The organism is Saccharopolyspora gregorii (genome assembly GCF_024734405.1).
GTDB classification, from domain to species: Bacteria; Actinomycetota; Actinomycetes; order Mycobacteriales; family Pseudonocardiaceae; genus Saccharopolyspora_C; species Saccharopolyspora_C gregorii.
The window spans coordinates 441,268-466,139 of sequence record NZ_CP059556.1; the positions used below are offsets into that span (position 1 = coordinate 441,268).

Genomic DNA, 24,872 nt, shown 5'->3' on the forward strand with positions numbered 1-24,872 from the left:
GGCCGGCCCCCGGTGATCAGCGGATGCGGAGCCGTTCGGTTCGCACGAAGTTGATCGTGTAGCTCTTCCACGGCTCGTTGCCGAGGGTCTGGTCGATCGCCGAGCGCGCGTGCAGCGCGTTCTCCACCAGCGAGCTGGCCAGCAGTTCCGTCGCGGGCGCCCCGGCGGACTGGATGTCCGGGATCTTCGGGTTGCTCCGCCCGCTGAGCAGCTGGTCCACCGCCTTGAGCGCGGGCACCGCCACGGCGAGTTCGCCCTCGGGCCGGAACGCCAGCGTCGCCACGTCCTGGCGCAGCGCGTCCAGCGCGATCGCCGCGGCCCGCGTGGTCTGCGGGTCCTCGTCCGAGTCCGGTTCGTCCAGCAGCGCGGGCATGCCCAGCAGGTCCTGGGTGCGCCGCAGCGCCAGCACGTGCGCGGACTGCATGGCGGCGCGCACCTCGTGCCCCTGCCCGGCGGCCCGCACGCTGCGCAGCAGCTCGGACACCGACCACACGGTGGAGCGGATGGCCCCGCGCACGTCCGGCACCATGCTGCTGGGCAGCACGATGAAGCTGATGTAGCCGACGCCGAGCGCGATGGCCGCGCCGACGGCCGTGTTGGACGCGAAGCTGATCGCGATGTTCGCGAGCGGCCGGTCCAGCCGCATCGCCTGGTCGATCACGGTCACCGCGATCAGCGAGCTCAGCAGCACCTGGTAGTCGGTGCGCAGCCGCTCCACCCCGAGCAGCATGCCGACGACGATCACCGGCACCAGCAGGTACACCCCGGGCAGCAGGGTGATCAGCGCGGCCAGCACCACCACGCCGAGCACCGCGCCGCCGGTGCGCTCCAACGCGCCGTTCATGCTGTCCCGCGCCGCGGGCGCCAGCACCACGTACAGCGCCAGCAGCAGCGTGGACGCGGACGGGTCGTCCAGCAGCAGCACGATCACCATGCCGACGGCGACGGCCAGCGTGCAGCGCAGCGCGTGCCGGAACAGCGAGGACCGCAGCGACAGGTGCGCCTTGACGCCGCCGATGGCGCGCTGGCGGCGGCCACCGGGCGCGGGCGGGCTGGCCGCGACCTCGGTGCGCTGCACGACGGCGCCGCGGATCCGGTCGAGCCCTTCGTTCATGCCGCGCACCGCTTCGGGCAGGTCCTGCCTGCCACCCGCGGCGACGACGGCCTGCGCCGGGTCGACGCGGGCCATCGCGGGCAGCCCGGTGCAGGCGCGGGAGCGCACCGCGCGGGCGAGTTCGGCGGCGACCAGGTCCGCTTCGACGACGATGCGGTGCAGCCGTTCCGCTTCGATCCGGTCGGCCCGCTGGGCTTGGGCGAGCAGCGTTTCGCGGGCGGCGCGGAACCGGGCCGCCCCGGCGAGGACCTGCCCGAGCCAGGTGCTCGACCCGTCGGCGCGCCAGGCGCTCGCGGCGATCTCCAGCACGCCCGGCCCGGGTTCGAGCAGGGTCCGGGCCACGGCGTGCCGGGTGGCGCGGGTCGGATCGCCGATGCCGATGAGCACCCGCAGCACCAGGGCGAACACCGCACCCGCCCCGGTGGACAGGAACAGCATCCAGGCGGGTTCGCCGGATCCGATGCCGGTGGTGGTGGACACGAGGGTGGCCGCGGCGAAGGTCTGGCCGCTGACCCGGTACTGCTCGCCGAGGGCGGGCAGCATCCCGGAGCCGAACACGACGGCCGCCACCAGCAGCCCGGCCAGCACCGGGATCTCGCGGAGCAGCGGCCCCACCGCCACGACCAGCACCAGCGCCGGTCCGAACCAGGAGAACCGGTGCAGGTCGGAGCGCAGCGATTGCCCGCCCGCGGCGACCAGCGCGAACACGGCGGTGAGCCCGCCGATGAGCGCGGGGGTGCGCAGGTCCAGCAGCCAGCCGACGGCGGTGGCGACCACCGCGGTGACCAGCACCGCCATCGCGTACTGGCGTCGTCGGAGGTCGGGGGCGCCGGCCTCGGTGTTGAGCCCGGCGAGGAGCCGGTCCTTCATGGTCGTCCACCCGGGTGCTGCCACGGCGGCGCTTCGCTCCTGACGTTCTCGTTGCCTGTGCGGGACGGGCGCAGCGCGCGCGGCGCCGTCGCTCGGGAGCGCGGCGGGGGCTGCGAGCCTCACGATCTATGTCGACGTGACCCGCCTTGTGAGTTACCCGCGCGGGCGAAAATCACCCGATTCGGTATCTCAAGCCCGTTCGTGGCGTGTCCGCTGGGCCGTTCGCGGCCGCGGGTGCCGCGGGCCGCTGCTCCGACGGCGACGGTACCCAGCGCGCTCCGGCCGCCGGGGACGCTCCGCTCACAACGAGCGCGGGCTCACCCGCCAGAACGTCGACACCGGCCCGACGCCGGCGCCGAGGGGGTAGGCGTGCTCCACGCTGCGCGTCACGAACCGCTTGCCCGCGGCGACCGCGTCCGGCATCGACGCGCCCTTCGCCAGCGCCGCGGTGATCGCGGAGGCGAACACGTCACCCGCCCCGTGCGTGTGCACCGTCGAGTAGCGCGGCCCGGGCAGCTGGATCGCGTCGGTGCCGTCGAACAGCAGGTCCACGCACTCCGGATCGTCCAGCAGGTGCCCGCTCTTGATCAGCACCCAGTCCGGTCCGAAGTCGTGCACGGCCTTCGCCGCGTCCAGCAGGTCGTCCCGGCTGCGCGCGTCGATCCCGGTGAGCAGCCGCACCTCGTCCAGGTTCGGCGTCACCAGCGTCGCCCGCGGGAAGGCCCCGTTGCGCAGCGCGTCCAGCGCGTCCGGGCGCAGCAGCGGTTCACCGCTGCGGGAGGCGGCGACCGGGTCCACGACGAACGGGGTGCGCCGGCCGCGGCCGATGCCGTGCTCGTCGCAGGCGGCGAGCACGGCCTCGATGGTGGCGGCCGAGGACAGCACCCCGGTCTTCGCCGCGTCCACCCCGATGTCGGTGGCGACGGCGCTGATCTGCGCGGCGACCGTCTCCGGCGGGATCTCCACCAGCCCGGTGACGCCGACGGTGTTCTGCACGGTCACCGCGGTCACGGCCGTCATGCCGTGCACCCCGCAGGAGAAGAACGCCCGCAGGTCGGCGTGCATGCCCGCGCTGCCGCCCGAGTCCGATCCGGCGATGGTCAGCGCCGTCGGCGGGGCCGTGTCGTGCGCGGGTCGTCGCAGGTGGCCGGGTGTCTCGTGCATCCGGCCCATGCTACGACCCCGTCCCGCCGACGATCCGGCCCGTGCGGAACCTGCCGATGCGAAACACCGGAGCACCGCCCACCGCGTCCGTCACTCCGATCAGCTCACGACGGGCAGGTAGACCTCGCCGCCGGAACCGGCGAACTCGGCGGACTTCTCCCGCATGCCCTCCTCGATCGCCTCCACGGAGGTGAGGCCGCGTTCCTCGGCGAACTTCCGCACGTCCTGGGTGATCTTCATGGAGCAGAACTTCGGCCCGCACATCGAGCAGAAGTGCGCGGTCTTCGCGGGTTCCGCGGGCAGCGTCTGGTCGTGGTACGCCTTCGCGGTGTCCGGGTCGAGCGCCAGGTTGAACTGGTCGGTCCAGCGGAACTCGAAGCGGGCCTTGGACAGCGCGTCGTCCCACTCCTGCGCCCGCGGGTGCCCCTTGGCGAGGTCGCCGGCGTGCGCGGCGATCTTGTAGGTGATCACGCCCGTCTTCACGTCGTCCCGGTCCGGTAGCCCCAGGTGCTCCTTGGGCGTGACGTAGCAGAGCATCGCGGTCCCGGCCTGCGCGATCATCGCCGCGCCGATGCCGGAGGTGATGTGGTCGTAGGCGGGCGCGATGTCCGTGGTGAGCGGGCCGAGGGTGTAGAACGGCGCCTCGTCGCACAGCTCCTCCTCCAGCCGCACGTTCTCCGCGATCTTGTGCATGGGCACGTGCCCGGGGCCTTCGATCATCACCTGCACGTCGTGCGCGCGGGCGATGCCGGTGAGCTCGCCGAGGGTCTCCAGCTCGGCGAACTGGGCCCGGTCGTTGGCGTCGGCGATGGAGCCGGGCCGCAACCCGTCGCCGAGGGAGAAGGTGACGTCGTACTCGCGGAGGATCTCGCACAGCTCGGAGAAGTGCTCGTACAGGAAGCTCTCCCGGTGGTGCGCCAGGCACCAGGCGGCCATGATCGAACCGCCGCGGGAGACGATCCCGGTGACGCGCCGCGCGGTCAGCGGCACGTACCGCAGCAGCACCCCGGCGTGCACGGTCATGTAGTCCACGCCCTGCTCGCACTGCTCGACCACGGTGTCCCGGTAGATCTCCCAGGTGAGCTTCGCCGGGTCGCCGTTCACCTTCTCCAGCGCCTGGTAGATCGGCACCGTGCCGACCGGCACCGGCGAGTTGCGCAGGATGCGCTCGCGGGTCTCGTGGATCCGCTTGCCGGTGGACAGGTCCATGATCGTGTCGGCGCCCCAGCGGGTGGCCCACACCATCTTCTCGACCTCTTCGGGCACCGAGGAGGTCACCGCCGAGTTCCCGATGTTCGCGTTCACCTTCACCAGGAACTTCTTCCCGATGATCATCGGTTCGCTCTCGGGGTGGCGGTGGCTGGCGGGCAGCACCGCGCGGCCGCGGGCGATCTCGTCGCGGACGAACTCGGCGGGCAGGTCCTCGCGGGCGGCGACGAACTCCATCTCGCGGGTGATCACCCCGGCCTTGGCGGCGGCGAGCTGGGTGGGGTGCTCGCGGTGCCAGCCGTCGCGGGTGCGGGGCAGGCCCGCGTGCACGTCGATGGTGGCGGTCTCGTCGGTGTAGGGCCCGGAGGTGTCGTAGACGTCGAGGTGCTCGCCGTTGCTGAGCTCGATGCGGCGGGCGGGCACCCGCAGGTCGCCGACCTCGCGGTGCACCTTGCGGGACCCGCTGATCGGTCCGGTGGTCACACCGGGGGAATCGGAGTCCACAGAGGACGGTTCAGGACGCACGTCGGCCACGGCCGTTCACTCCCTACGCCGGCATTATCCGGTCAGGTTCAGGCGGTCGGCGGCCCCGGATCGGATGATCCAGCCGCCCTCTCAGCCCGCTTCCGGTGCGAGCTCCCGCGATCAGTTGTCGGCGCCGAGGCTAGCCCCGCGATGCCGCCCTGCCAAGTCCCGGTTCGTGCCGGTGACGGCGAAGCCGATCGACGCTAGGCTGTCTAGCAGGGAAAACGAAACCTTGTCAGACCGGGAGGATACAGTGCGTGACAACACCGACACAGGAGGTGACCGCGCTGTGAGTGCTGCCCCGGTGCTCCAGGAATCGTCCTGGGAGACGTTCGTCCAGGTCTGGAACGGCCTCGATCTTCCCGAAGGTTGGCGCGCGGAGATCATCGAAGAGAGGATCGTGATGTCCCCGCCGCCGGACCAGAACCACAACCTCATCGGCAGCCGCGTGAACAAGGCGTTGGTGCGGGCGTTGCCCGACGATTGGGAGGTCCTGCAGACCCAGGGCATCGCCCTGCCGTCGAGCTCGCGGATCGTGGTGCCCGATCTCCTCGTCGTGCTCCGCGAGCGGATGACTCCAGCGGTCGTGCTCCCGGGGGAGGATGCGCTGCTCTCAGTCGAGATCACCTCGAAGAGCAATGCCGACACCGACCGGACGACCAAGCTCCGTGCGTACGCCCAGGCCGGCATCCCGCTCTACTTGCTCATCGACCGCTTCGCGCCGCGTTGGCCCACGATCACCCTGTTCTCCGAGCCGGACGGCGAGGCCTACCGCGAATCGCACTCGGTCCCGTTCGGCAAACCGCTCGACCTGCCCGCCCCGTTCACCGTCACCCTGGAAACCGAAGCCTTCCCCCGCTGACCGGCCCCACCCGACCCCGCGCGACGGGTCCGCATCTCTTTCCTGTCAGCGGCGAAGCCGCTGAGCTGCCCACCGAGCACGCAACCGGACCACCCGCGGGTTCTCAGCGGTTCCCTCGCGAGGACAGCTTTTTCCCTCGTGGCGGAGCCACTCGGGAAAAAGATCCCGCAGCGAGGGAACCGCTGAGGTTCCGCCACCCACCCCCCTCGCAACGGGAGAAGCCTCAATCCTCCTCAGCAAAGGGATCGCCTTCGACTGCCGGGTCCCAGGAGAGGCCGGGAACTCCCCAGCCGTTGCGCTTGACGGCCTTCTTCGCGGCCCGCGCGTTCCGCCCGACGAGCCGGGTCAGGTAGAGGTGCCCGTCCAGGTGGTCGGTCTCGTGCTGCAGGCAGCGGGCGAAGAACCCGGTGCCCTCCACCTCGACCGGCGCACCGTCCACGTCGAAGCCGGTGACCTTCGCCCAGTCCGCCCGGCCGGTGGGGAACGCTTCGCCGGGGACCGACAGGCAGCCTTCCCAGTCGTCGTCGGGGTCGGGCATGGTCTGCGGGATGTCGCTGGTCTCCAGCACCGGGTTGACCACCACGCCGCGGTGCCGCACCCCGTCGTCGTCGGGGCAGTCGTAGACGAAGACCCGGAGGTCCACGCCGATCTGGGTGGCCGCCAGCCCGGCGCCGTTCGCGGCGGTGTTCGTCTCGAACATGTCCTCGACGAGGGTGCGCAGCGCGTCGTCGAACCGCTCGACGGGGCGCGTGGGGTGGTGCAGCACCGGGTCGCCCACGATGCGGATCGGGTGAACAGCCATGCGGCGGAGGGTATCGGTTGCCGTCTCCGGACCGCCTCGGGAGTGGTTGCGCGCGGGTGGGCGCCGCCCGTCGGAGTGATCTTCGCCGAGGTGTCCGCGGATCTCCGCGGAGGGCGTGTTGGCCGCGCACGGCGGGCGGGCGCGCGTGATGTAATGGGCCCGGAATCACACCCGTGTGATTCGGCGAACGCGGGGATCCCCGGATCGCGACGCGAGGAGCCAGATGGACGCCGCCCAGATGCTGACCGTGCACGAGATAGCCCGGCAGTGCGAGGAACTGGCGCGTACCGAGGGGCGCCGCGGAGCGGCGGGCGAACCGGCGTCCGGCAGGCACCTGCGGGCGGTCGACGCCCCCACCGAACCGCTGCCGCGCGTACCTCCCGAGGAGTCCACTTCGGACGAAGAGGATCCCGCGGCGCGGCGGGTGGGGCAGGAGCTCGGCGACCGCGAGCTGAGCATCCTCGCGTTCGAGCGGCAGTGGTGGAAGGGCGCGGGCGGCAAGGAACGGGCCATCCGCGAGCTGTTCGACATGTCCGGCACCCGGTACTACCAGGTGCTGAACGATCTGCTGGACGATCCGGCGGCGGTCCGGGCCGATCCGATGCTGATCAAACGTTTGCGCAAGGTGCGGGCGAGTCGGCAGCGCGCCCGGCAGGCCCGCCGACTGGGAATCGAGTGGCACTGATGACTTCCGGGGAACCCCCGACCAGCCCGTCCGCCGCGAAGATCGGCGGTATCGCCCTCATCGGCGCGGGCGCGCTATCGGCCGTGATCGGCCTGACGACGCTGGTCTCCGGCGGGTCCGACGACGACGCGGCCGCGCCGCCGGTGGACCAGCAGCAGACCTCGGCGCCGCTGCCGCCGCTGCCGTCCGCCCCGACGAGCGCCGCGCAGCCGCCCACCTCGTCGGCCGCCGAACCGCCGCCCGCCGCGGGGGAACCGCCCGCGCAGACGCCCGACCCGGAACCGCAGGTGCCGCCGGCGAACCAGCCGCGCCCGGACTCGCCGGGGTCGGACTCGACCGGCTCGGACCACGCGCGGCAGCGGATCGTGGTGCGGGTCTACAACAACAGCACCATCAAGGGCTTGGCGCACCGGGCCGCGGACGAGTTCCGCGGCGCCGGCTACGAGGTGCCGGAGGTCGGCAACTACTCGCAGGGCGTCATCCCCACCACCACGGTGTACTACCGGCCGGGCACGCCGGAGGAGGCGCAGGCGAAGGAGATCGCCGCCGCGTTCCAGGCCCGCGCCGAACCGCGCTTCGACGGCCTCGCCCCCGCGAGCCCCGGCGTCATAGCGATCATCACGAACGACTACCAGGGCATGCCGAAGGGCAAGTAGCGCGCGGAGCACGGCCCGCCCGCCCCGGCGGGCCGTGCCGCGTCAGCCGCGGCGCTCGGCGTAGGCCGCCAGGGACGCCAGCTGAGCCGGGTCCAGCGAGGGGCGCACCGCGCGGCGGGCGGCCGCCAGGTGCGCGGCCGTCACCTCGGTGGCGCTGAGCGATTCGCGCATCGCGCTCAGCGCCGATTCCCGCACCAGCGCCGCGCAGTCCGCCGCCGAGTAGCCGTCCAGCTCCGCCGCCACCGCCGCCAGGTCCACATCGGACGCCAGCGGCGTGTTCCGCGCCGCGGCGCGCAGGATCTCCGCCCGCGCCGCCCCGTCCGGCGGCGGCACGTGCACCAGCCGCTCCAGCCTGCCGGGCCGCAGCAGCGCCGGGTCGATCAGCTCCGGGCGGTTGGTGGCGCCGAGCACCACGACCTCCCGCATCGGCTCGACCCCGTCGAGTTCGGTGAGCAGCGCCGCCACCACCCGATCGCCCACCCCGGAGTCGCCGGACTGGCCGCGGCGCGGTGCCAGCGCGTCCACCTCGTCGAGGAAGACCAGGGCGGGTGCCGCGTTCTTGGCCCGCAGGAACAGTTCCCGCACGGCCCGCTCGGATTCGCCGACGAACTTGTCCATCAGCTCGGCGCCCTTGACCGACAGCACGTTGAGCCGCCCGCTGCCGGCGAGCGCCCGCACCAGGAAGGTCTTGCCGCAGCCCGGCGGCCCGTACAGCAGCACGCCGCGCGGCGGTTCCACGCCGAGCCGGGTGAACGAGTCCGGGTAGCGCAGCGGCCACAGCACCGCCTCGGTCAGCGACTGCTTCACCTCGACCATGTCGCCCACGTCGTCCAGGGTGAGCCCGCCGGTGCGCAGATCGTCCGATGTGGACATCGACAGCGGCCGGACGGAGGACAGGGCGGCGACGAGGTCCTGCTGCGCGAGGGCCGGTTCGCCGTCCGCGCCACCGCGGTGGCGCAGCGCCGCCCGCACCGCTGATTCGCGGCACAGCGCCAGCAGGTCGGCGACGACGAAGCCGGGGGTCCGCTCGGCGAGCTCGCCGAGCTCCACGTCGGCGGCCAGCGGCGTGCCGCGCAGCAGCACCCGCAGCAGCTGCACCCGGGTCGCCGCGTCCGGCAGCCCGATGGTCAGTTCCCGGTCCACCCGGCCGGTTTCGCGCAGCCGCGGGTCCAGGGACTGCGGCTGGGCGCTGGTCACCACGACGGCGAGCCGCCCGGTGCGCATCGCGGCGTCCAGCGCGTCGAGCGCGACCGTCGCCAGCGGCGGCGGTTCGGCGGCGGGCAGCAGGCCGTCGGCGTCGGTGAGCAGCAGCACGCAGTCGCGGCCACCCGCGGCGATGCCGGTGGCGCGGTCCAGCGAGCTCTGCAGGCGCTGGGCGGCGGAACGGGATTCGAGGGCGGCGACGCTGGGCGCGGTGACCTCGACGAGTTCGGCGCCGACCGCGGCCGCCACCGACCGCGCCAGGGTGGCCTTGCCCGCCCCGGGCGGTCCGCTGAGCAGCACGCCGAGCCGGTCGCCGCCGCCGAGCCTGCGCAGCAGCTCCGGTTCCTCGAAGTGCAGCCGGAGCCATTCGGAGAGCCGGGCGGCGGTCTCCTGCGCGCCCGCGAGGTCGCTGACGGGCAGCGCGGGCTCGGGTTCCGCCGCGGCGGCGGGCGCGTCGACGGCTGCGGCGGGGGCCGGGGCGGCGTCGAGCCGAGCGGGGGGCGCGTCCGCGCTCGGGGTCGAGCCGCGCCAGGTGACCACCGTGGACGGCTGCACGGTGACGGGGCCGTCCGGGTCGGTGCCCGCGATCGTGATCAGCTCGGTCGTCCAGGTCATCCCGATCGAGGCGGACAGCCTGCTGCGCACCTGCCCGGCGTTGGCCGCCGTGGACGGAGCCAGGTCCTGCGGCAGCAGCGACACGGTGTCGCCGGCCCGGAAGACCTTCCCGGTCAGCGCCAGCCGGATCACCTCCGGCGGTGCGGTCGCGGTGGCCAGCCGGGACCCGGCGACGGTGACGCCGCGCGCGGGCTCGGCGCGCACCGGGGCGACCCCGACCTCGGCGCCTTCGGCCAGCCCCAGGTTCGTCAGCGCCACGTCGTCCACCAGCACCACGCCCGCCGGGGCGCCCCGGTCCGCCGCGGCGGCGAGCGCCACGGTCACCCGGGCCCCGGTGAGGGCCACCGCGTCCCACTGGCGCAGGCCCAGCGCGTCCAGCACTTCGGGGTGCAGCCGCACCACCCCGCGCCTGGTGTCGGCGGCGGACGGGGACAACCGGACGGTCAACGTCAACGAAGCCACACGCCGACAGTACGGCCCGCTCCTGGATCCCCGTCGCGCACGACCGCGGCCGGATTCGAGGACGGGCGGTCAGCGGGTGTTCTGGTTCCCCCGGTTGCGGCGCAGGCCGAGGCGGCGCCAGCTCAGGCGCGGGCCCTCGGGGCCGCCGGCGCGGCTGCGCCGCATCCGCTGCCGGGCTCCGGCGAGCGCGCGCCGCGGGTGCGGCGGGCGCAGGCCGAGCCGCCGCTGGGTGCGCCTGCGGATGGCGCGCCGTTCGCGAGGAGCCGCCGCCCACGCCTCGGGGTGCGCGGCCAGCCAGCGGTGCCGGTACACGGCGTACGGGATGTGCGCCAGGTACAGCACGAGCGCCACCGCGAGCGAGATCAGCGGGAACACGATGACCGCGGCGGCCAGCACGGCCACCAGCACCAGCAGCGGGGCGACCAGCCGTGCGGGAACCTTCGCGGTCTTCAGCGACAGCGTCGGCACCCGGCTCACCGCCAGCGCGGCGACCGCGACCATCCACACCATCACCACCGGCTGCTGCGCCCACCAGCCCGGGTAGCCGAAGTGGGCGGTGAGCACGAGCGGCAGCAGCGCCAGCAGCCCGGCCGCGGGGGCCGGGACGCCGACGAAGAACTCCTTGCTGAACGCGGGCTGCTCGGTGTCGTCGAGCAGCGTGTTGAACCGCGCCAGCCGCAGGATCATGCACACCGCGAAGATCAGCGCGGCGATCCAGCCCGCCCGGTTGTCCTGCAGCTGCCACGCGTACAGCGTCAGCGCCGGGGCCACGCCGAACGACATCGCGTCGGACAGCGAGTCCAGTTCGGCGCCCATCCGCGTGGTGGCGTCCAGCAACCGGGCGATCCGGCCGTCCAGCCCGTCGAGCACCGCCGCCACCGCGACGGCCGCGATGGCGCCGACCAGCTGCCCGTTCAGCGCGAACTGCACGGCGGAGAGCCCGGCGCACATCGCCAGCACCGTGATCGCGTTGGGCAGCAGGCGGATTCCGGGCGGGGCGAGGCGGGCGCCGCTCATGCCCGCTCGCCACCCGCCCGCTCGGGCAGTTCGGCGAGGACGGTCTCGCCGCCGACGGTGCGCTGCCCGGGTTCGACGAGGACCCGGCTGCCCGCCGGGACGTAGAGGTCGACCCGGGAGCCGAAGCGGATCAGCCCGTAGGTGCTGCCCGCGGTGGCCCGCTCGCCGCTCTGCACCGAGCAGACGATGCGCCGGGCGACGAGCCCGGCGATCTGCACCACGGCGAGCTCCTGGCCGTCATCGGTGCGCAGCAGCAGCGAGTTGCGCTCGTTGTCCTCGCTGGCCTTGTCCAGGTCGGCGGAGAGGAACTTGCCGGGTCGGTAGGCGGCCCGCACGATCTCGCCGTCGACCGGCAGCCGCTGCACGTGCACGTCGAAGACGGTGAGGAACGCGCTGATCCGGGTCATGGGCCGGTCGCCGAGCCCGAGCTCGGGCGGCGGGGTGGCGGTCTCCACGTGCGCGACGGTGCCGTCGGCGGGCGCGACCGCGATGCCCGCGCGGCCGGGGGTGACCCGCTGCGGTTCGCGGAAGAACCAGGCGCACCACGCGGTGGCGACGGCGCCGAGCACGCCGGCGGGGCGCCACGCGCGGCGCAGCAGCAGGGTGCCGACGGCGGCGCCGAGCACGAACGGGCGGCCCGCCGGGTGCATCGGCGGCACGGTGTCGCGGGCGAGCTTGGCGAGGTGCGCGAGCGGGTTGCCGCTGGCGGGGGCGCTGCCCCGGTCTGTCTGGGTGCTCATCGAGCTGTACACCCCTGCGTCGGAGGTCGTTACCGCGGCGCGGTGACTGCGCTGCGGCCGGGCCGGTACAGCATCGCCGACGGGTTCGCGGCCGCTGCGCGAGGGGGCGGAGTCGATCACCGGCCCCCGTCGCGCGGCGCCGTGCGCCGGGCGGACCGGGCCGTCGGTGGTGGAGCGCGGGCGGTGCGTCCCGGGAGCGCGGGGCCGGGCGGCGGCGCGGCCGGAGGATCTCCTCGGGACGGGCGCGGCGCGGTGTCTCCGCAGGTGAACGGAAAAGTGCCGGGGTGGCCCGGCGCCCCCGAAGCGCCGGTGCCACCCCGGCACCCAACCGCAAGGCGCCTCCCCGTTGGCGCCGAACGGTCCCCGATGTGGGCCCGTGCACCCCCCGACGGCACACGGAGCCCGGTGTCCGCTCCCTCCCTGGTGAGGAGGGGGCTGACGTCTTGTGAGACGGAGTCGATCGACAGGTTGTTACGCGTTTTCCAGTGTAATTGAGCTCACACGAACTACGTAGCCGCTATCGGAGGACATTGGGCACGAAATATGTAACTCAGCGTGACAAAACTGGGTCCCCATCACTCACTCGTCCGAGGGTTCCCGGCGGTCGTCGATCCGCATCCGCGCGCCCATCAGCTCGCCGAGACCCCCGTAGGGATCGCCGCGCTCGTCCGTGTCGGGCGTGCTGCGCACCTCCAGCTCGGCCACGTCGTCCTCGCCGAGCACCACCGCGTCCGAGCGGACCGTCGAGGAGGACGCGTCGTCCAGGTACAGCTCCAGCTTCAGCGACCAGCCCGAGCGGTCCTGCACCAGCGTCGTCGCCGCCACGTCCCGGCTGTCCACCCACTGCGCGCCGTCCCGGTCCCGCAGCCGGTCCACCGGGGACACCATCAGCTCGTCCAGCTCCTCCAGCTCCGACTGCCACATCCGGGCCGAAGCGCCCGCCAGCAGCCGTCGCGCCGTGCTCGCCGAGCTCGGCAGGAACACCAGCCCGCGGTCCGTCACCAGCAGGTCGTAGCGCTCGCCCGCGTACTGCACCGGGCTGACGATCCCGGACACCGACGGCTCCGGCTCCGCGGCGGGTTCGCGGGCGTGCTGCAGCGGTACGCCGAGGTCCACCAGCGCCCGGTGCAGCCCGGGCACCAGCCGCGGATCCGCAACCGCCGGGCGCACCAGCCGGTCCGGGTCCAGCGGCCGGCCACTGCTGAGCCGCACCACCGACTCGCCCGCCCAGTCCAGCTCGTGCTGCGCCCGGCCCGCGCACACCAGGGCGTCCACCACGGCGCCGCCGAGCAACTCGGTGAGCGTGTCCACGGCGGCGTCGCCCACCCGGTCCGGGCTCAGGCCCGGGTTCAGCACCGGGTTGATCAGGTCCGCGCCCTCGCCGCGGTGGATGGCGGCGAGCACCCCGCCGATCGCGGGCGGGCACTCCAGGCCGCTCTGCTCGACCGCCGAGCTCAGCAGCCCCGCCTGCCGGGCGACCTCCGCGGCCCCCGCCTTGCGGGCCAGGTCCGGCCACGGCAGGCGCGGCCCGAGGCCGTCCACGAGCAGCCGGCTCTCCAGCTCGGGGACGCTCTTGCGCGGTTCGCGCAGCAGCGCGAACGCGGGCGCCTCCTCGGGTTCCCGGTCGCCGCCGCGCAGCCGCTTCATCGCCTCCACCCGCTCCCGGGTGGACGGGTGCACGTCGTGCTCCTCGGCGAGGGCCTGCTTGACCCGCTCGGCCAGCTGCGGCTTGCGCTCCGGGTGGTCCATGAACGCCCGGAAGCCCAGCAGCAGGTCCGGGGTGTGCTCGACCTTGGTGGCCATGCTCAGGTACTGCTCGGCGTAGTCGCGCCAGCCGAACTCGATCGCCTTCATCTTGCGCAGCGAGGTGACCGCGGCCCGCTTGCCCGCGGCCTTCACCGCGATGGTGTCCGCGCCGAACCACAGCCGGTCGCCGACCCCGGCGGCCACCGCCGAGTAGGTGCGGGCGTACCCGGTGAACAGCCACTTCACCGGTCCGCCGGTGAGCCCGGTCGCGGTGCGCCGCACGCTGGTCTCCACCCGGTCGGCCAGCACGACGAACTTCCCGGCGCCGACGGTGCGGCCCAGCTCGCGGGCGGTGACGGCGCGCAGTTCGCTGGTGGAGAGCCCGGCGATCAGCGGTAACCCGATCTCCAGGTGCCGGGAGCGGACCTTCAGGCCGAGCAGCGCGGTGTCCTCCCGCAGCCGGGCGGTGGGCTGCGAGGTCACCCGGACCCCGTCCGGGGCGGACGCGCCGGACCCCGAGCAGATCGAGTCGACCATCTTCCAGACCTTGGGCTGCGCGCCGCGGGTCAGCTCGACGCCGCGCGGGCGTTCGCGTCTGCGCAGCACGGTCCGCAGCCCGATGCCGATCACCGCGGCCACCACGACCGCGGCGAACCCGGCGCGGACGCCGCCCCCGAAGTCGAGGCGGATGGTGTAGGCCGCTACCAAGAGCAGGCCCATGACCAAGCAGAGGGGCACGGCGAAGAAGCCGATGTGCAACGCCAGCGCCAAGGTGGCGCGCCAGGGGCCACGCACGGTGTTGAAACTCCCGAGTGAAGGTGTCGACTGCTCGCGGTCCGAACCCGGCGCGACGAGCGCAGCGACGGGAGGTGCGGGGGCAGTCTTAGCGGAAAACAGCCGGACGTCAATCCATCAGAAGTACGTCCACAGTGGAACCGGCGGGCAGTTCCACCGTTTCCTCCGGTACTTCCAGCAGGCAGTTCGCCGTGGCCATCGCGGACAGCAGGTGCGATCCGGGGCCACCGTGCGGGGTGACCTCGTCGGTGGCGGGGTCGTACAGCGCCCTGCGGTACTGCCGCTTGCCGGGCGGGCCCTCCAGCGAACTGGTCAGCGTCGCCTTCCTGCCGGGCCGCTCGGCCTGCCGGTGCCCGGCCGCGGCGCGCAGCGCGGGCCGCACGAAGACCTCGAAGGAGACCATCGCGCTGACCGGGTTGCCGGGCAGCGTCACCACCGCGGGCCCGCCCCGGTACCGGCCGGCGCCCTGCGGCATCCCGGGCTGCATGGCGACCTTGGTGAACTCGACGCCGTTGCCGGACAGCGAGTCCTTCACCACCTCGTACGCCCCGGCGCTGACCCCGCCGGAGGTGATGATCAGATCGGTCTCGTCCAGGTGCGGGGCGAGCGCGGCGTGGAACGACGCCACGTCGTCCGGCACGAAGCGCAGCAGCTCGGCGCGCCCGCCCGCCTCCCGCACCGCGGTGGCCAGCATCAGGCCGTTGGACTCGTAGATCTGCCCGGTCCGCAGCGGGGAACCGGGTTCGACGAGTTCCGAGCCGGTGGACAGCACCAGCACCCGCACGGGTCTGCGCACGGGCAGCCGCGCGGCGCCGACGGCGGCGGCGATGCCCAGCTGGGTGGGGCCCAGCGTGGTCCCCGCCGCCAGCACGGCCGTGCCGACCCGCACGTCCTCCCCGGCGCGGCGCACGTGCACGCCGGGTTGCGCCGAGGCGTGCACCCGCACTTCGGCGGTGCCGCCGTCTGTGCGCTCCACCGGCACGATCGCGTCCGCGCCGGACGGCACCTGGGCGCCGGTCATGATCCGGTGCGCGGTGCCGGGCAGCAGCGGCGGGCTGTCGACCCGCCCGGCGGGCAGGTCTTCGGCCACCGGCAGCACCACGGGCTGCTCGGGGCTCGCTCCGGTGACGTCCACGGACCGCACGGCGTAGCCGTCCATCGCCGAGTTGTCGAAGGGCGGCAGCGGGATCGCCGCGACGAGGTCCTCAGCCAGCGCCAGCCCGAGGCAATCGGCGAGCGGCCGGGATTCCACCGGCGCCGGGGTCAGCAGCGCCGCGACCCGCGCGCGGTGCGCGGGCACCGGGGTCAGGCCGGAAGGTCCAGTTGCGTGGGGCACGCCCCGATCATCGGGCATCGGGTACCGGGCTGTCGCCACCGGCGTGCGGAAAGTCGCCCGGGCGCCCGTGGCAGACTGCCGGGCGATCGTGTGAGCGGTGCGGGGAGGGGAGGGGCTGTGCAGGTGCGGAACCGGCACACGCCGTCGTTCGGAGTGTCCCGGCTGCTGCTCGCGCCCGGCGAACCCGTCCGGATCGCCTCCGGTGCGCTGCTGGCCACCAGCTACGGCGTGGCGGTGGAGGTGCGCGGCGGAGGTCTGCTCAAGTCGCTGGCGAAGGGCCGGTCCGCCGCCGTGACCACCTGCACCGCCGGGCAGCAGGGCGGCTGGGTGGACGTGGCGCCCGCGCTGCCGGGCGATCTGCACGTGCTGGAGCCGGACGGCCAGGGCTGGTGCGTGGCGGGGTCGGCGTGGCTCGCGTCCGCCTCCGGGGTGCGGTTCGACGAGCAGTGGGCCGGGTTCAAGAACCTCTTCGGCGGGGAGCGCGGTTTCCTCGGCCACGTCAGCGGCCAGGGGCCGGTGGTGCTGGCCTGCTGCGGCGCGCTGGACGTGATGACCTTGCAGCCGGGGGAGTTCCTCACCGTCTCACCCGGGCACGTGGTGGCGTACGGGGACGCGGTGCAGACGCGGTTGCGGCAGCTGGGGCAGGGCGTGGCGCAGTCGTTGAAGACGGGGGAGGGGCTGGTGTTCGATTTCGCCGGCCCGGGCCAGGTGCTGGTGCAGACGCGGGATCCGCGTTCCATGGTGGGCTGGTTGCATTCGCAGGGGTTCGGCGCGCCCCGTTCTTGAGCGCGGTATTCGGTGGCGCGGGAATGCGGGCCGCTTTCGGTGGCCGGGTTCGATGCCGGGTCTCGCGGGCGGGCGACGGCAATGGGGAACGATCTTCATTTCGGATTGTGCCCGCGCGTTCCGGATCGGTCCGTCCGGCGGTGCCCTCTGCGCGTTCGCCCGCGCGGCCGGGTGCCGGAGCGCGGGGTCCGGCGGGCTTTCGCGCCGCTGCTCCCGCACCGCTGCGACATTCGGAATATTCCCTGATTCTCGTGTCGGCGAATCGGCCCAACCGAATCGCTCCGGCTACGCGCCGTGGCTGGGAAATGCACTCGTTCGGAGCAGTATTTCGCGGAAAAGTCGCAATGGTCAACAGCGGACGAACCGGGTCGACTCCGGTAGCGTCATCCGTGCTCCATCGGCGCTTTTTCGGGGCGCTGCGCATCACATTTCAACGAGGAGGACGCCGTGGCGGTCGGCACGGTCAAATGGTTCAACTCGGAGAAGGGGTACGGCTTCATCGCCACCGATGGTGGTTCCGATGTGTTCGTGCACTACTCCGCGATCAACATGTCCGGTTTCCGCACCCTCGCCGAAGGTGACCGGGTCGAATTCGAGGTGAAGGCGGGGCGCGACGGTCGAAGCCAAGCCGACGGCGTCCGCAAGGTCTGAAACCCGCCGCCCAGTGGCCCGCCCCGCAACCGGGGGCGGGCCACTGGGCTCTTCCGGCCCGAACCGGTGGAACCCGCAGACGGGGAAGATCGCGGGACGTTAGGCTCCCTGACGTGTCGGAAGACCTCACCGGGCGCCGTCTCGGCCACTACAAGATCGACGGAGTGCTCGGCCGCGGCGGTATGAGCGTGATGTACCGCGCCACCGATACCCGGCTGGGCCGCAAGGTCGCGCTCAAGATCATGGGCGAGCACATCACCGGCGACGCGGAGTTCCGCGAGCGCTTCGTCGACGAAGCCCGCAACACCTCGGCCATCGACCACGCGAACATCGTGCCGCTGTACGACTTCGGCGAGGTCGACGGCATGCTCTACATCGCGATGCGGCTGGTCGACGGGTCCGACCTGGCCAGCCTGATCAAGGACGGGCCGATCTCGCCGCCGCGCGCGCTGGAGCTGCTCAGCCAGGTCGCCGAGGCGCTGGACATGCTGCACGAGCGCGGTCTGGTGCACCTCGACCTGAAGCCGGCGAACGTGCTGGTGACCTCGCGGGAGTCGTCCAACGAGCACGTGTACCTCGCGGACTTCGGGCTCACCCGCCGCGGCGCGACCGGGCACCGCACCAGCTCCGGCGACTTCCTCGGCTCCCCGACCTACGCCGCGCCCGAGCACCTGCGCGGCGAGCCGGTGGACGGCCGCACCGACCTGTACGCGCTGTGCTGCATGCTGTTCGCCTGCCTGACCGGCCGCCCGCCGTTCCAGGGCCAGGTGCAGGAGGTCATCCAGGGCCACCTGGGCACCGCGCCGCCGTCCGCGCTGTCGCTGGTGGCGCTGCCGGTGGGGCTGGACGAGGTGCTGCGCAAGGGCATGTCGAAGAAGGCCGACCAGCGCTACGACACCTGCAAGGAGCTGATGGCGGCGGCGAAGGCCGCGCTGAACGCGCCGCCGGACGCGCCGACGAAGAAGACGATGCCGACGCTCGGGCCGCCGTCCGGTCCGCAGCAGGTCCAGCCCGCGCCGCCGCAGGCCCGCTCGCCGCAGCAGTCCGGCCCGGTCCCGCCGCCCGCCGCGCCGGTCACCGGTCCGCAGCCCGCGCCGTCCGGCCCGCAGCCCGCACCGGGGCCGCAGCAGTCCGGTCCGTACGGCCCGCCGTACCAGCAGCCGCCGCGCCCGATGTCCGGTCCCGGCGCCGATCCGGTGCGGTTGCGCCCGCCGATGCCGGTGCAGTCCGCGTCGTTCGCCACCGACAAGGGCGGTGGTTCGGCGAAGTGGCTGGTGCCGCTGCTGATCGCGCTCGCCGCGATCGTCCTGGTGATCGTGTTCATCGCGCTGGCGTCCTCGTCGAGCGGCGGTTCCGGCGGCTCCGGCGGGGCCACGACGTCGGCCGCGAACTCGTCCTCGGTCGAGCCGAGCGGCCTGCCCACCGAGGTCCCGACGGTCGGCCGCTGAGCATGGCGTCGGCCACCCCGTCGGGTGGCCGCGCACGGCCCGAACGGGGGAAATGCGGCTGGTCGGGGCATCGCGCGCCGAAGCGGCTTGCACTCGCCCGGCGTGAGTGCTAAACCTGGATTTGGCACTCAGCGCAGTTGAGTGCCAGGTCGGGACGGTGAGGCCGTCCGCGCTCCGCCACACGACGGCGGGTGCGCGACCGGTCGTCCGTCGCGGGCACCGAGCCTGGCCGAGCACAGAGTCCTGCCACGGGGTGAATCTGCCTTTCGTGGCGTCCAGATAGGTGGAGGACCACACCGCAATGGCCAAGATGATCGCGTTCGACGAGGAAGCCCGCCGCGGCCTTGAGCGCGGCATGAACACCCTCGCCGACGCCGTCAAGGTGACGCTCGGGCCGAGGGGCCGCAACGTCGTGCTCGAGAAGAAGTGGGGCGCGCCGACCATCACCAACGACGGCGTCTCCATCGCCAAGGAGATCGAGCTCGAGGACCCGTACGAGAAGATCGGGGCCGAGCTCGTCAAGGAAGTGGCGAAGAAGACCGATGACGTCGCCGGTGACGGCACGACGACCGCCACCGTGCTTGCCCAGGCGCTGGTGCGCGAGGGTCTGCGCAACGTCGCCGCCGGCGCCAGCCCGATCGCCCTGAAGCGGGGCATCGAGAAGGCCACCGAGGCGATCGCCGAGCAGCTCCTCAAGAGCGCCAAGGAGATCGAGACCAAGGACCAGATCGCCTCCACCGCGGCGATCTCGGCCGGCGACCGCCAGATCGGCGAGCTGATCGCCGAGGCCATGGACAAGGTCGGCAAGGAAGGCGTCATCACCGTCGAGGAGAGCAACACCTTCGGGCTCGAACTCGAGCTCACCGAGGGCATGCGCTTCGACAAGGGCTACATCTCGCCTTACTTCGTCACCGACACGGAGCGGATGGAGGCGTCGCTCGACGACCCGTACATCCTGCTGCTGAGCTCCAAGGTCTCGAACATCAAGGACCTGCTCCCGCTGCTCGAGAAGGTCATGCAGGCCAACAAGCCGCTGCTGATCATCTCCGAGGACGTCGAGGGCGAGGCCCTGTCCACCCTGGTGGTCAACAAGATCCGCGGCACCTTCAAGTCCGTCGCGGTCAAGGCCCCCGGCTTCGGCGACCGCCGCAAGGCGATGCTGCAGGACATGGCGATCCTGACCGGCGGCCAGGTCATCAGCGAAGAGGTCGGCCTCAAGCTGGAGACCGCGGACCTGCCGCTGCTGGGCCAGGCCCGCAAGGTCGTCGTCACCAAGGACGAGACCACCATCGTCGAAGGTGCGGGCGACGACGAGCAGATCGCCGGCCGGGTCAACGAGATCCGCGCCGAGATCGACCGCTCGGACTCCGACTACGACCGCGAGAAGCTGCAGGAGCGCCTGGCCAAGCTGGCCGGTGGCGTGGCCGTCATCAAGGCGGGTGCGGCGACCGAGGTCGAGCTCAAGGAGCGCAAGCACCGCATCGAGGACGCGGTCCGCAACGCCAAGGCTGCCGTCGAGGAGGGTGTCGTCGCCGGTGGCGGCGTGGCCCTGCTGCAGGCCGCCGTGTCCGCGTTCGACGGCCTCAAGCTCGAGGGCGACGAGGCGACCGGTGCCAACAGCGTCAAGCTGGCCGTCGAGGCCCCGCTGAAGCAGATCGCGATCAACGCCGGTCTCGAAGGCGGCGTCGTGGCGGAGAAGGTCAAGAACCTGCCCGTCGGGCACGGCCTCAACGCCGCGACCGGCGAGTACGAGGACCTGCTGGCGGCCGGCGTGCCGGACCCGACCAAGGTCACCCGCTCGGCGCTGCAGAACGCCGCGTCGATCGCCGCGCTGTTCCTGACCACCGAAGCCGTGGTCGCGGACAAGCCGGAGAAGGAAGCCGCCGGAGCGGCCGGCGGTGGCGACCCGATGGGTGGCATGGGCGGCATGATGTGACCCAGGCCGGTCACCGGGGTTCGCGCTGAATCCCAGCAACCGCACGAGAAGGGCCGTCCCGTTCCGGGGCGGCCCTTCTCGCGCTCCGGGCCCGGCCGGCCTGCGGCCGATCGGGGGACGCTGCGGCCGGACGCGTGGCGCAAGCCGGTCAGGTCGCGGCGTCCGCCGGGGCGGTGTGATCTCCTGAGCACCCACGTGACACGTCCGCTCAGGTCGAGGAGGTTCGGGCGAATGGCCATTCCAGGTGCGTTGCGCCGGTTCGGTGGTTCGGCGGCGATCGTGCTCAGCGCCGCGCTGGTCGCCGCGGGTTGCACCGACGCGGCACCGCCACCGCCGCAGCCCGGCGCGGGCGCGGAAGCGGGGCCGTCGTCCTACCCGGCCGAAGGCGTGCCCGAGGTGGTGCCGCAGCCGCAGAAGGCCGAGCGGCTCGGCGACGACGTCGCGGTGCGCGGCAAGGTCGAGCTCGTCGTCGACCCCTTCGTGGACGAACCCACCCGGGACCTGGCGCAGCGCGTGCTGCGCGAGGCCGGTGCCTCCGACGTGGTGGTGCGCGAACCGGGCCCGCCCGCCGAGGACGCGACGCTGCTGGTGCGGATCGGGGACCGGATGGCTCCCGGCGTGGTGAAGGGCCTGCAGGCCAACGGGTGGGGCGCGCCGTCACCGCTGCCCGCGGAGGGCTACGTGTTCGCCGCGCGCGGCGGCCAGGACACCGTGGTGCTCGGCGCCGACGACGCGGCGGGCGCCTACTACGGCGTGCAGACGCTGCGCCAGCTCGCGTCGCCCGGCCGGATCGCCGGGGTCGGCGTGGTCGACCAGCCGAACATGCCGATCCGCGGCTCCATCGAAGGCTTCTACGGGAGCCCGTGGACGCACGCGGAACGGATGGACCAGCTGGCGTTCTACGGCGACGTCAAGCTCAACACCTACGTCTACGCGCCGAAGGACGACCCGTACCACCGGGAGCGCTGGCGCGAGCCGTACCCGGCGGACAAGCTCTCCGAGGTGCGCGAGCTGATCGGCCAGGCCGCGGCGCACCACGTGCGGTTCACCTTCGCGCTGTCCCCCGGCCAGTCGATCTGCTTCAGCGACCCCGCGGACTTCCAGGCGCTGCTGGCGAAGCTGCAGGCCGTGTACGACTCGGGCGTGCGGGACTTCTCGGTGCCGTTCGACGACATCTCCTACACCCGCTGGAACTGCGGGGAGGACCAGGCGCGCTACGGCGCACCCGGCGAGTCGGCGGCGGGCCGCGCGCAGGCGGAGATCCTCAGCCGCGTGCAGCGCGAGTTCATCGACACCCACCCCGATGCGCGCCCGCTGCAGATGGTGCCCACCGAGTACTCCGACTACGACGACTCGCCGTACAAGACGGCGCTGCGCGAGGGCCTGGACCCGCGGGTCGTGGCGATGTGGACCGGGGACGGCGTGATCCCGCGGCAGATCACCGTCTCGGACGCGGAGAAGGCCGCGCAGGCGTGGGGCCGGAAGGTGTTCCTGTGGGACAACTACCCGGTCAACGACTTCGACGGTTCCGAGGGCCGGTTGCTGCTCGGGCCGTACGGGGAACGCGAACCGGGCCTGGGCGAGCAGCTCGTCGGTGACGTGGTGAACCCGATGAACCAGGCCGCGGCCAGCAAGGTCGTCGAGATCGGGGCGGCCGACTTCGCCTGGAACGACGACGACTTCGACGCCCAGCGCGCGCACCGCGCGGCGGCGCGCTACCTGGCGACGGACCCGGCGGCGGCGTTGCGCCCGGCTTCGGCGGCCGATCCGGCGACGACGCAGGCCCTGCAGGTGTTCTTCGACCTCAACAGCATGGCGCCGCTGGCGAACGGTTCCCCGTGGCTGCCGCCCGCGCCGGAGCTGGCGCGGCGCATCGAGGAGTTCCGCTCCGGGTGGGACGGCGGGGACCGGGCGCAGGCGCTGAACGGGCTGCGGGACTACGCGCAGCAGGTCGCGCAGGCCCCGGAGCGCATCCGCGCCTCGGCACCCGGGGACTTCGTCGCCGACTCGGAGCCGTGGCTGCGGGCCACCGACCTGTGGGGCGACGCGCTCGTGACCACGGTGGACGGCCTGCAGGCGCGGGAGGACGGTGCCGGGCAGGTCGCGGACGAGCGGTTCGCCGTCGCGGCCGACCTGGCCCGCCGGGCCGAGCAGGTGCAGACGATCCCGGGGGAGACCCGGCCGCAGGGCCCGGTGCGCCTCGCCGACGGGGTGCTGGACGTGTTCGTCCGGCAGGCCCCGCGGCTGTAAGCCGGCGGGCTCAGCCCTCCGGGACCAGGACCCAGCAGACCAGGTACAGCAGGATCCCGGTGCCGAAGCCGAGGACGGTGGCGGCGACCAGCGCGACCCGCACCAGGGCCGCGTCGATGCCGAGCAGGTCGGCGGCGCCGCCGCACACCCCGGCGAGCATCCCGTCCCGGCGCCGCCGGAACTTGCGGGGTTCGGCGGCGGGTCCGGCACCGGCCGGGTCGGTCGCGGTGGCGGACCCGGCGGCGAGGCCGTCCGGCCCGGTCGCGGTGGCGCCGGTGCCCTGGTGGTTCGTCGTCTCCGTCATGCCACCAGCCTGGTCGCCGGGCGGCCCCGGAACATCCGGGGCGACCCCGGTCCGCACCCCTACGCCTTCCGGCGCCCGCCTCCGGGAAGCCCCGCACCCGGACGGTCCGGCACCCCGCCCGTGACATGATCGGCTTCGAACGGAAGGGGTGGCATGAGCCGGTTCAGCGGGTTCCCCGCGCACGTCGAGAAGTACGTCGGCACCGTCCGCGGCGCGGACTCCCGCGGCACCGGCGGGCGCGAGCGCGCCTACCACCTCGTCTACTGCGACCACCGCTCCGGGCCGTACGTGTCGGTGCTGACCAGCGGGCTGCGCGAGCACACGGCGGGCGCCCCGCTGCCGCAGGAGCTGCTGTGCACGGTGCACGCCGACCAGGAGATCCACGGCAGGCACCTCACGGCGGTGGTCGCCGAACTGCTCACCGAGTCGAACAGCCGCGTCGGCTACGGCGCCCTGATCATGAACGACCGCCTGCTGCTGCCGGAGACCGAGATCGCGGGCGCGCTGGCCGCGCCGCACCCGTACCTGGCCGACGAGTTCGACGTGCTGCTGGACGAGGACGGCGGCCCGGTGCTGCAGCTGATCACGCTGCTGCCGGTCACCCGCGGCGAGTCGCAGCTGGTGGCCCGCTACGGCCGGGACGCCCTCTACGACCGCTGGGAGCAGCGGAACGTGGACCTCACCGACATCCGCAGGCCGTCCGCGGCCTGACCCGCGCGAGCCGGGCGCCGCGCGGCCCGCGGGTGGTTACGCTCGCGGGATGGGTGAGTGGCGTTCCCCGGCCGAGGTGGCCGCGGCGCTGGACGCGACCGGGTACCTGCCGGACGAGGGCATCGCCACGGCGGTGTTCCTCGCGCTTCGGATGCACCGCCCGCTGCTGTGCGAGGGCGAGCCGGGCACCGGCAAGACGGAGCTCGCGCGGTCGCTGGCCGCGGCGCTCGGCGTGCGGCTGATCCGGTTGCAGTGCCACGAAGGCATCGACGCCGCGCAGGCCCTCTACGACTGGGACTTCCCGCGGCAGCTGCTGCACCTGCGCACCTTGGAGGCCGCGGCGGGCGGAGCGCTGGACGCGGACGCCGCGGAACCTTCGCTGTACCGGGAGCGGTTCCTGCTGGCCCGTCCGTTGCTGCGGGCGCTGCGGGAAGCGCCGTGCGTGCTGCTGGTGGACGAGATCGACCGCGCCGACGACGAGTTCGAGGCGTTCCTGCTGGAGTTCCTGTCCGAGCACGCGGTGAGCATCCCGGAGTTCGGCGAGGTCCGCGCCGAGGTGCCCCCGGTGGTGGTGCTGACCTCGAACCGCACCCGCGAACTGCACGACGCGCTGAAGCGCCGCTGCCTGTACCACTGGCTGGACCACCCGGACCTGGCGCGGGAGGTCGCGATCCTGCGCCGCCGGTCGCCCGGCCTGGACGAGCGGCTCGCCGCGCAGGTGGCGGACGCGGTGCAGCGGATGCGGGAGCTGGAGCTGGTGAAGCCGCCGGGGGTGGCGGAGGCGCTGGACTGGGCGCGGGCGTTGCAGGCCCTGGGCGCGGCCGAGTTCGACCCGGAGCGGGCGGCCGCCGCGCTGGGCGCGGTGCTGAAGTACCGGGAGGACGCGGACCGGGTCCGCGCCGCCGGGCTGCTCGGCTGACCCGCCGGGCATCATGGAGCGGTGGGCACCACCGCCGGTCTCGTCGGTTTCGCCCGGTCGCTGCGG

20 protein-coding genes are annotated in these 24,872 nt (G+C 73.3%); 10 read left to right on the top strand and 10 right to left on the bottom strand.

What is annotated here, in order from left to right:
• Positions 1 to 16: 16 nt before the first annotated feature.
• The 3 genes from H1226_RS02005 to thiC form a co-directional block, all read right to left on the bottom strand.
• The gene (locus H1226_RS02005; RefSeq protein WP_224960465.1) at positions 17 to 1,984 is read right to left on the bottom strand and encodes an FUSC family protein; all 1,968 of its coding nucleotides are present in this window, start codon (positions 1,982 to 1,984) and stop codon (positions 17 to 19) included.
• A gap of 300 nt (positions 1,985 to 2,284) precedes the next feature.
• Entirely contained in the window at positions 2,285 to 3,148 is an 864-nt protein-coding gene (gene thiD, locus H1226_RS02010; RefSeq protein ID WP_258345372.1) for a bifunctional hydroxymethylpyrimidine kinase/phosphomethylpyrimidine kinase, read from the bottom strand.
• Between the two features lie 99 nt (positions 3,149 to 3,247).
• A complete protein-coding gene (gene thiC / locus H1226_RS02015; protein ID WP_309148773.1) occupies positions 3,248 to 4,891 on the bottom strand; it encodes a phosphomethylpyrimidine synthase ThiC in 1,644 nt (547 codons plus the stop codon).
• A gap of 280 nt (positions 4,892 to 5,171) precedes the next feature.
• Here thiC and H1226_RS02020 point away from each other — a divergent pair, with 280 nt between their 5' ends.
• Positions 5,172 to 5,744 carry a Uma2 family endonuclease gene (locus H1226_RS02020; protein ID WP_258345376.1) on the top strand — a complete coding sequence of 191 codons (573 nt, stop codon included), beginning with the start codon at positions 5,172 to 5,174 and terminating at the stop codon, positions 5,742 to 5,744.
• Positions 5,745 to 5,967: 223 nt separating this feature from the next.
• Here H1226_RS02020 and H1226_RS02025 read toward each other — a convergent pair whose 3' ends face one another.
• A complete protein-coding gene (locus H1226_RS02025; RefSeq protein WP_258345377.1) occupies positions 5,968 to 6,546 on the bottom strand; it encodes a peptide deformylase in 579 nt (192 codons plus the stop codon).
• Between the two features lie 424 nt (positions 6,547 to 6,970).
• Between H1226_RS02025 and H1226_RS02030 the strand changes: the two genes are divergently transcribed.
• Both H1226_RS02030 and H1226_RS02035 read left to right on the top strand, forming a co-directional pair.
• Positions 6,971 to 7,231, top strand: a complete 261-nt coding sequence (locus H1226_RS02030; protein ID WP_258349320.1) for a DUF3263 domain-containing protein — start codon at positions 6,971 to 6,973, stop codon at positions 7,229 to 7,231.
• Positions 7,231 to 7,887: a LytR C-terminal domain-containing protein gene (locus H1226_RS02035; RefSeq protein ID WP_258345378.1), complete on the top strand. Its 657-nt coding sequence runs from the start codon at positions 7,231 to 7,233 to the stop codon at positions 7,885 to 7,887. Before H1226_RS02030 ends, H1226_RS02035 begins: the two co-directional genes overlap by 1 nt.
• A 42-nt stretch (positions 7,888 to 7,929) precedes the next feature.
• On the opposite strand, the gene H1226_RS02040 is transcribed toward H1226_RS02035, so the two are convergent.
• The 5 genes from H1226_RS02040 to moeA all read right to left on the bottom strand — a co-directional run bounded on the left by H1226_RS02040 (position 7,930) and on the right by moeA (position 15,819).
• A complete protein-coding gene (locus H1226_RS02040) occupies positions 7,930 to 10,167 on the bottom strand; it encodes an AAA family ATPase (RefSeq protein ID WP_258345386.1) in 2,238 nt (745 codons plus the stop codon).
• A gap of 69 nt (positions 10,168 to 10,236) precedes the next feature.
• Positions 10,237 to 11,184, bottom strand: coding sequence for a CDP-diacylglycerol--serine O-phosphatidyltransferase (pssA, locus tag H1226_RS02045; RefSeq protein ID WP_258345395.1), 948 nt, complete (start codon positions 11,182 to 11,184; stop codon positions 10,237 to 10,239).
• On the bottom strand, positions 11,181 to 11,924 hold the full coding sequence (locus tag H1226_RS02050; RefSeq protein ID WP_224960048.1) for a phosphatidylserine decarboxylase: 744 nt from the start codon (positions 11,922 to 11,924) through the stop codon (positions 11,181 to 11,183). Before H1226_RS02050 ends, pssA begins: the two co-directional genes overlap by 4 nt.
• A gap of 579 nt (positions 11,925 to 12,503) precedes the next feature.
• Positions 12,504 to 14,465 carry a M48 family metallopeptidase gene (locus tag H1226_RS28045; RefSeq protein ID WP_309148774.1) on the bottom strand — a complete coding sequence of 654 codons (1,962 nt, stop codon included), beginning with the start codon at positions 14,463 to 14,465 and terminating at the stop codon, positions 12,504 to 12,506.
• Positions 14,466 to 14,574: 109 nt separating this feature from the next.
• The gene (gene moeA / locus H1226_RS02060; protein WP_224960046.1) at positions 14,575 to 15,819 is read right to left on the bottom strand and encodes a molybdopterin molybdotransferase MoeA; all 1,245 of its coding nucleotides are present in this window, start codon (positions 15,817 to 15,819) and stop codon (positions 14,575 to 14,577) included.
• 99 nt (positions 15,820 to 15,918) lie between these two features.
• On the opposite strand from moeA, the gene H1226_RS02065 reads away from it, so the two are divergent.
• From H1226_RS02065 to H1226_RS02085, 5 genes are all read left to right on the top strand, one after another.
• Positions 15,919 to 16,587 (top strand): TIGR00266 family protein, encoded by a 669-nt coding sequence (locus H1226_RS02065; RefSeq protein WP_258345402.1) that lies wholly within the window; start codon positions 15,919 to 15,921, stop codon positions 16,585 to 16,587.
• Between the two features lie 447 nt (positions 16,588 to 17,034).
• Positions 17,035 to 17,238 carry a cold-shock protein gene (locus H1226_RS02070; RefSeq protein ID WP_184483357.1) on the top strand — a complete coding sequence of 68 codons (204 nt, stop codon included), beginning with the start codon at positions 17,035 to 17,037 and terminating at the stop codon, positions 17,236 to 17,238.
• A 113-nt stretch (positions 17,239 to 17,351) separates the two neighbouring features.
• A complete protein-coding gene (locus tag H1226_RS02075) occupies positions 17,352 to 18,686 on the top strand; it encodes a serine/threonine protein kinase (RefSeq protein ID WP_258345403.1) in 1,335 nt (444 codons plus the stop codon).
• Between the two features lie 301 nt (positions 18,687 to 18,987).
• Positions 18,988 to 20,622: a chaperonin GroEL gene (gene groL, locus H1226_RS02080; protein ID WP_224960042.1), complete on the top strand. Its 1,635-nt coding sequence runs from the start codon at positions 18,988 to 18,990 to the stop codon at positions 20,620 to 20,622.
• 231 nt (positions 20,623 to 20,853) lie between these two features.
• Entirely contained in the window at positions 20,854 to 22,872 is a 2,019-nt protein-coding gene (locus H1226_RS02085; RefSeq protein WP_258345412.1) for a beta-N-acetylhexosaminidase family protein, read from the top strand.
• 10 nt (positions 22,873 to 22,882) lie between these two features.
• Here the strand turns inward: H1226_RS02085 and H1226_RS28050 are convergent, their stop codons facing one another.
• Positions 22,883 to 23,176: a PspC domain-containing protein gene (locus H1226_RS28050; protein ID WP_309148775.1), complete on the bottom strand. Its 294-nt coding sequence runs from the start codon at positions 23,174 to 23,176 to the stop codon at positions 22,883 to 22,885.
• A gap of 153 nt (positions 23,177 to 23,329) precedes the next feature.
• On the opposite strand from H1226_RS28050, the gene H1226_RS02095 reads away from it, so the two are divergent.
• Both H1226_RS02095 and H1226_RS02100 read left to right on the top strand, forming a co-directional pair.
• Positions 23,330 to 23,887 carry a suppressor of fused domain protein gene (locus tag H1226_RS02095; protein ID WP_258345413.1) on the top strand — a complete coding sequence of 186 codons (558 nt, stop codon included), beginning with the start codon at positions 23,330 to 23,332 and terminating at the stop codon, positions 23,885 to 23,887.
• 49 nt (positions 23,888 to 23,936) lie between these two features.
• Positions 23,937 to 24,806, top strand: coding sequence for an AAA family ATPase (locus H1226_RS02100; protein ID WP_224960034.1), 870 nt, complete (start codon positions 23,937 to 23,939; stop codon positions 24,804 to 24,806).
• Positions 24,807 to 24,872 lie beyond the last annotated feature (66 nt).

Excerpts from the sequence above, each read along its gene's own strand:
- H1226_RS02005 (WP_224960465.1), bottom strand. The coding sequence starts at position 1,984 with ATGAAGGACCGGCTCCTCGCCGGGCTCAACACCGAGGCCGGCGCCCCC.
- thiD (WP_258345372.1), bottom strand. The coding sequence starts at position 3,148 with ATGCACGAGACACCCGGCCACCTGCGACGACCCGCGCACGACACGGCC.
- H1226_RS02025 (WP_258345377.1), bottom strand. The coding sequence starts at position 6,546 with ATGGCTGTTCACCCGATCCGCATCGTGGGCGACCCGGTGCTGCACCAC.
- H1226_RS02035 (WP_258345378.1), top strand. The coding sequence starts at position 7,231 with ATGACTTCCGGGGAACCCCCGACCAGCCCGTCCGCCGCGAAGATCGGC.
- pssA (WP_258345395.1), bottom strand. The coding sequence starts at position 11,184 with ATGAGCGGCGCCCGCCTCGCCCCGCCCGGAATCCGCCTGCTGCCCAAC.
- H1226_RS02050 (WP_224960048.1), bottom strand. The coding sequence starts at position 11,924 with ATGAGCACCCAGACAGACCGGGGCAGCGCCCCCGCCAGCGGCAACCCG.
- moeA (WP_224960046.1), bottom strand. The coding sequence starts at position 15,819 with ATGCCCGATGATCGGGGCGTGCCCCACGCAACTGGACCTTCCGGCCTG.
- groL (WP_224960042.1), top strand. The coding sequence starts at position 18,988 with ATGGCCAAGATGATCGCGTTCGACGAGGAAGCCCGCCGCGGCCTTGAG.
- H1226_RS02085 (WP_258345412.1), top strand. The coding sequence starts at position 20,854 with ATGGCCATTCCAGGTGCGTTGCGCCGGTTCGGTGGTTCGGCGGCGATC.
- H1226_RS28050 (WP_309148775.1), bottom strand. The coding sequence starts at position 23,176 with ATGACGGAGACGACGAACCACCAGGGCACCGGCGCCACCGCGACCGGG.
- H1226_RS02095 (WP_258345413.1), top strand. The coding sequence starts at position 23,330 with ATGAGCCGGTTCAGCGGGTTCCCCGCGCACGTCGAGAAGTACGTCGGC.
- H1226_RS02100 (WP_224960034.1), top strand. The coding sequence starts at position 23,937 with ATGGGTGAGTGGCGTTCCCCGGCCGAGGTGGCCGCGGCGCTGGACGCG.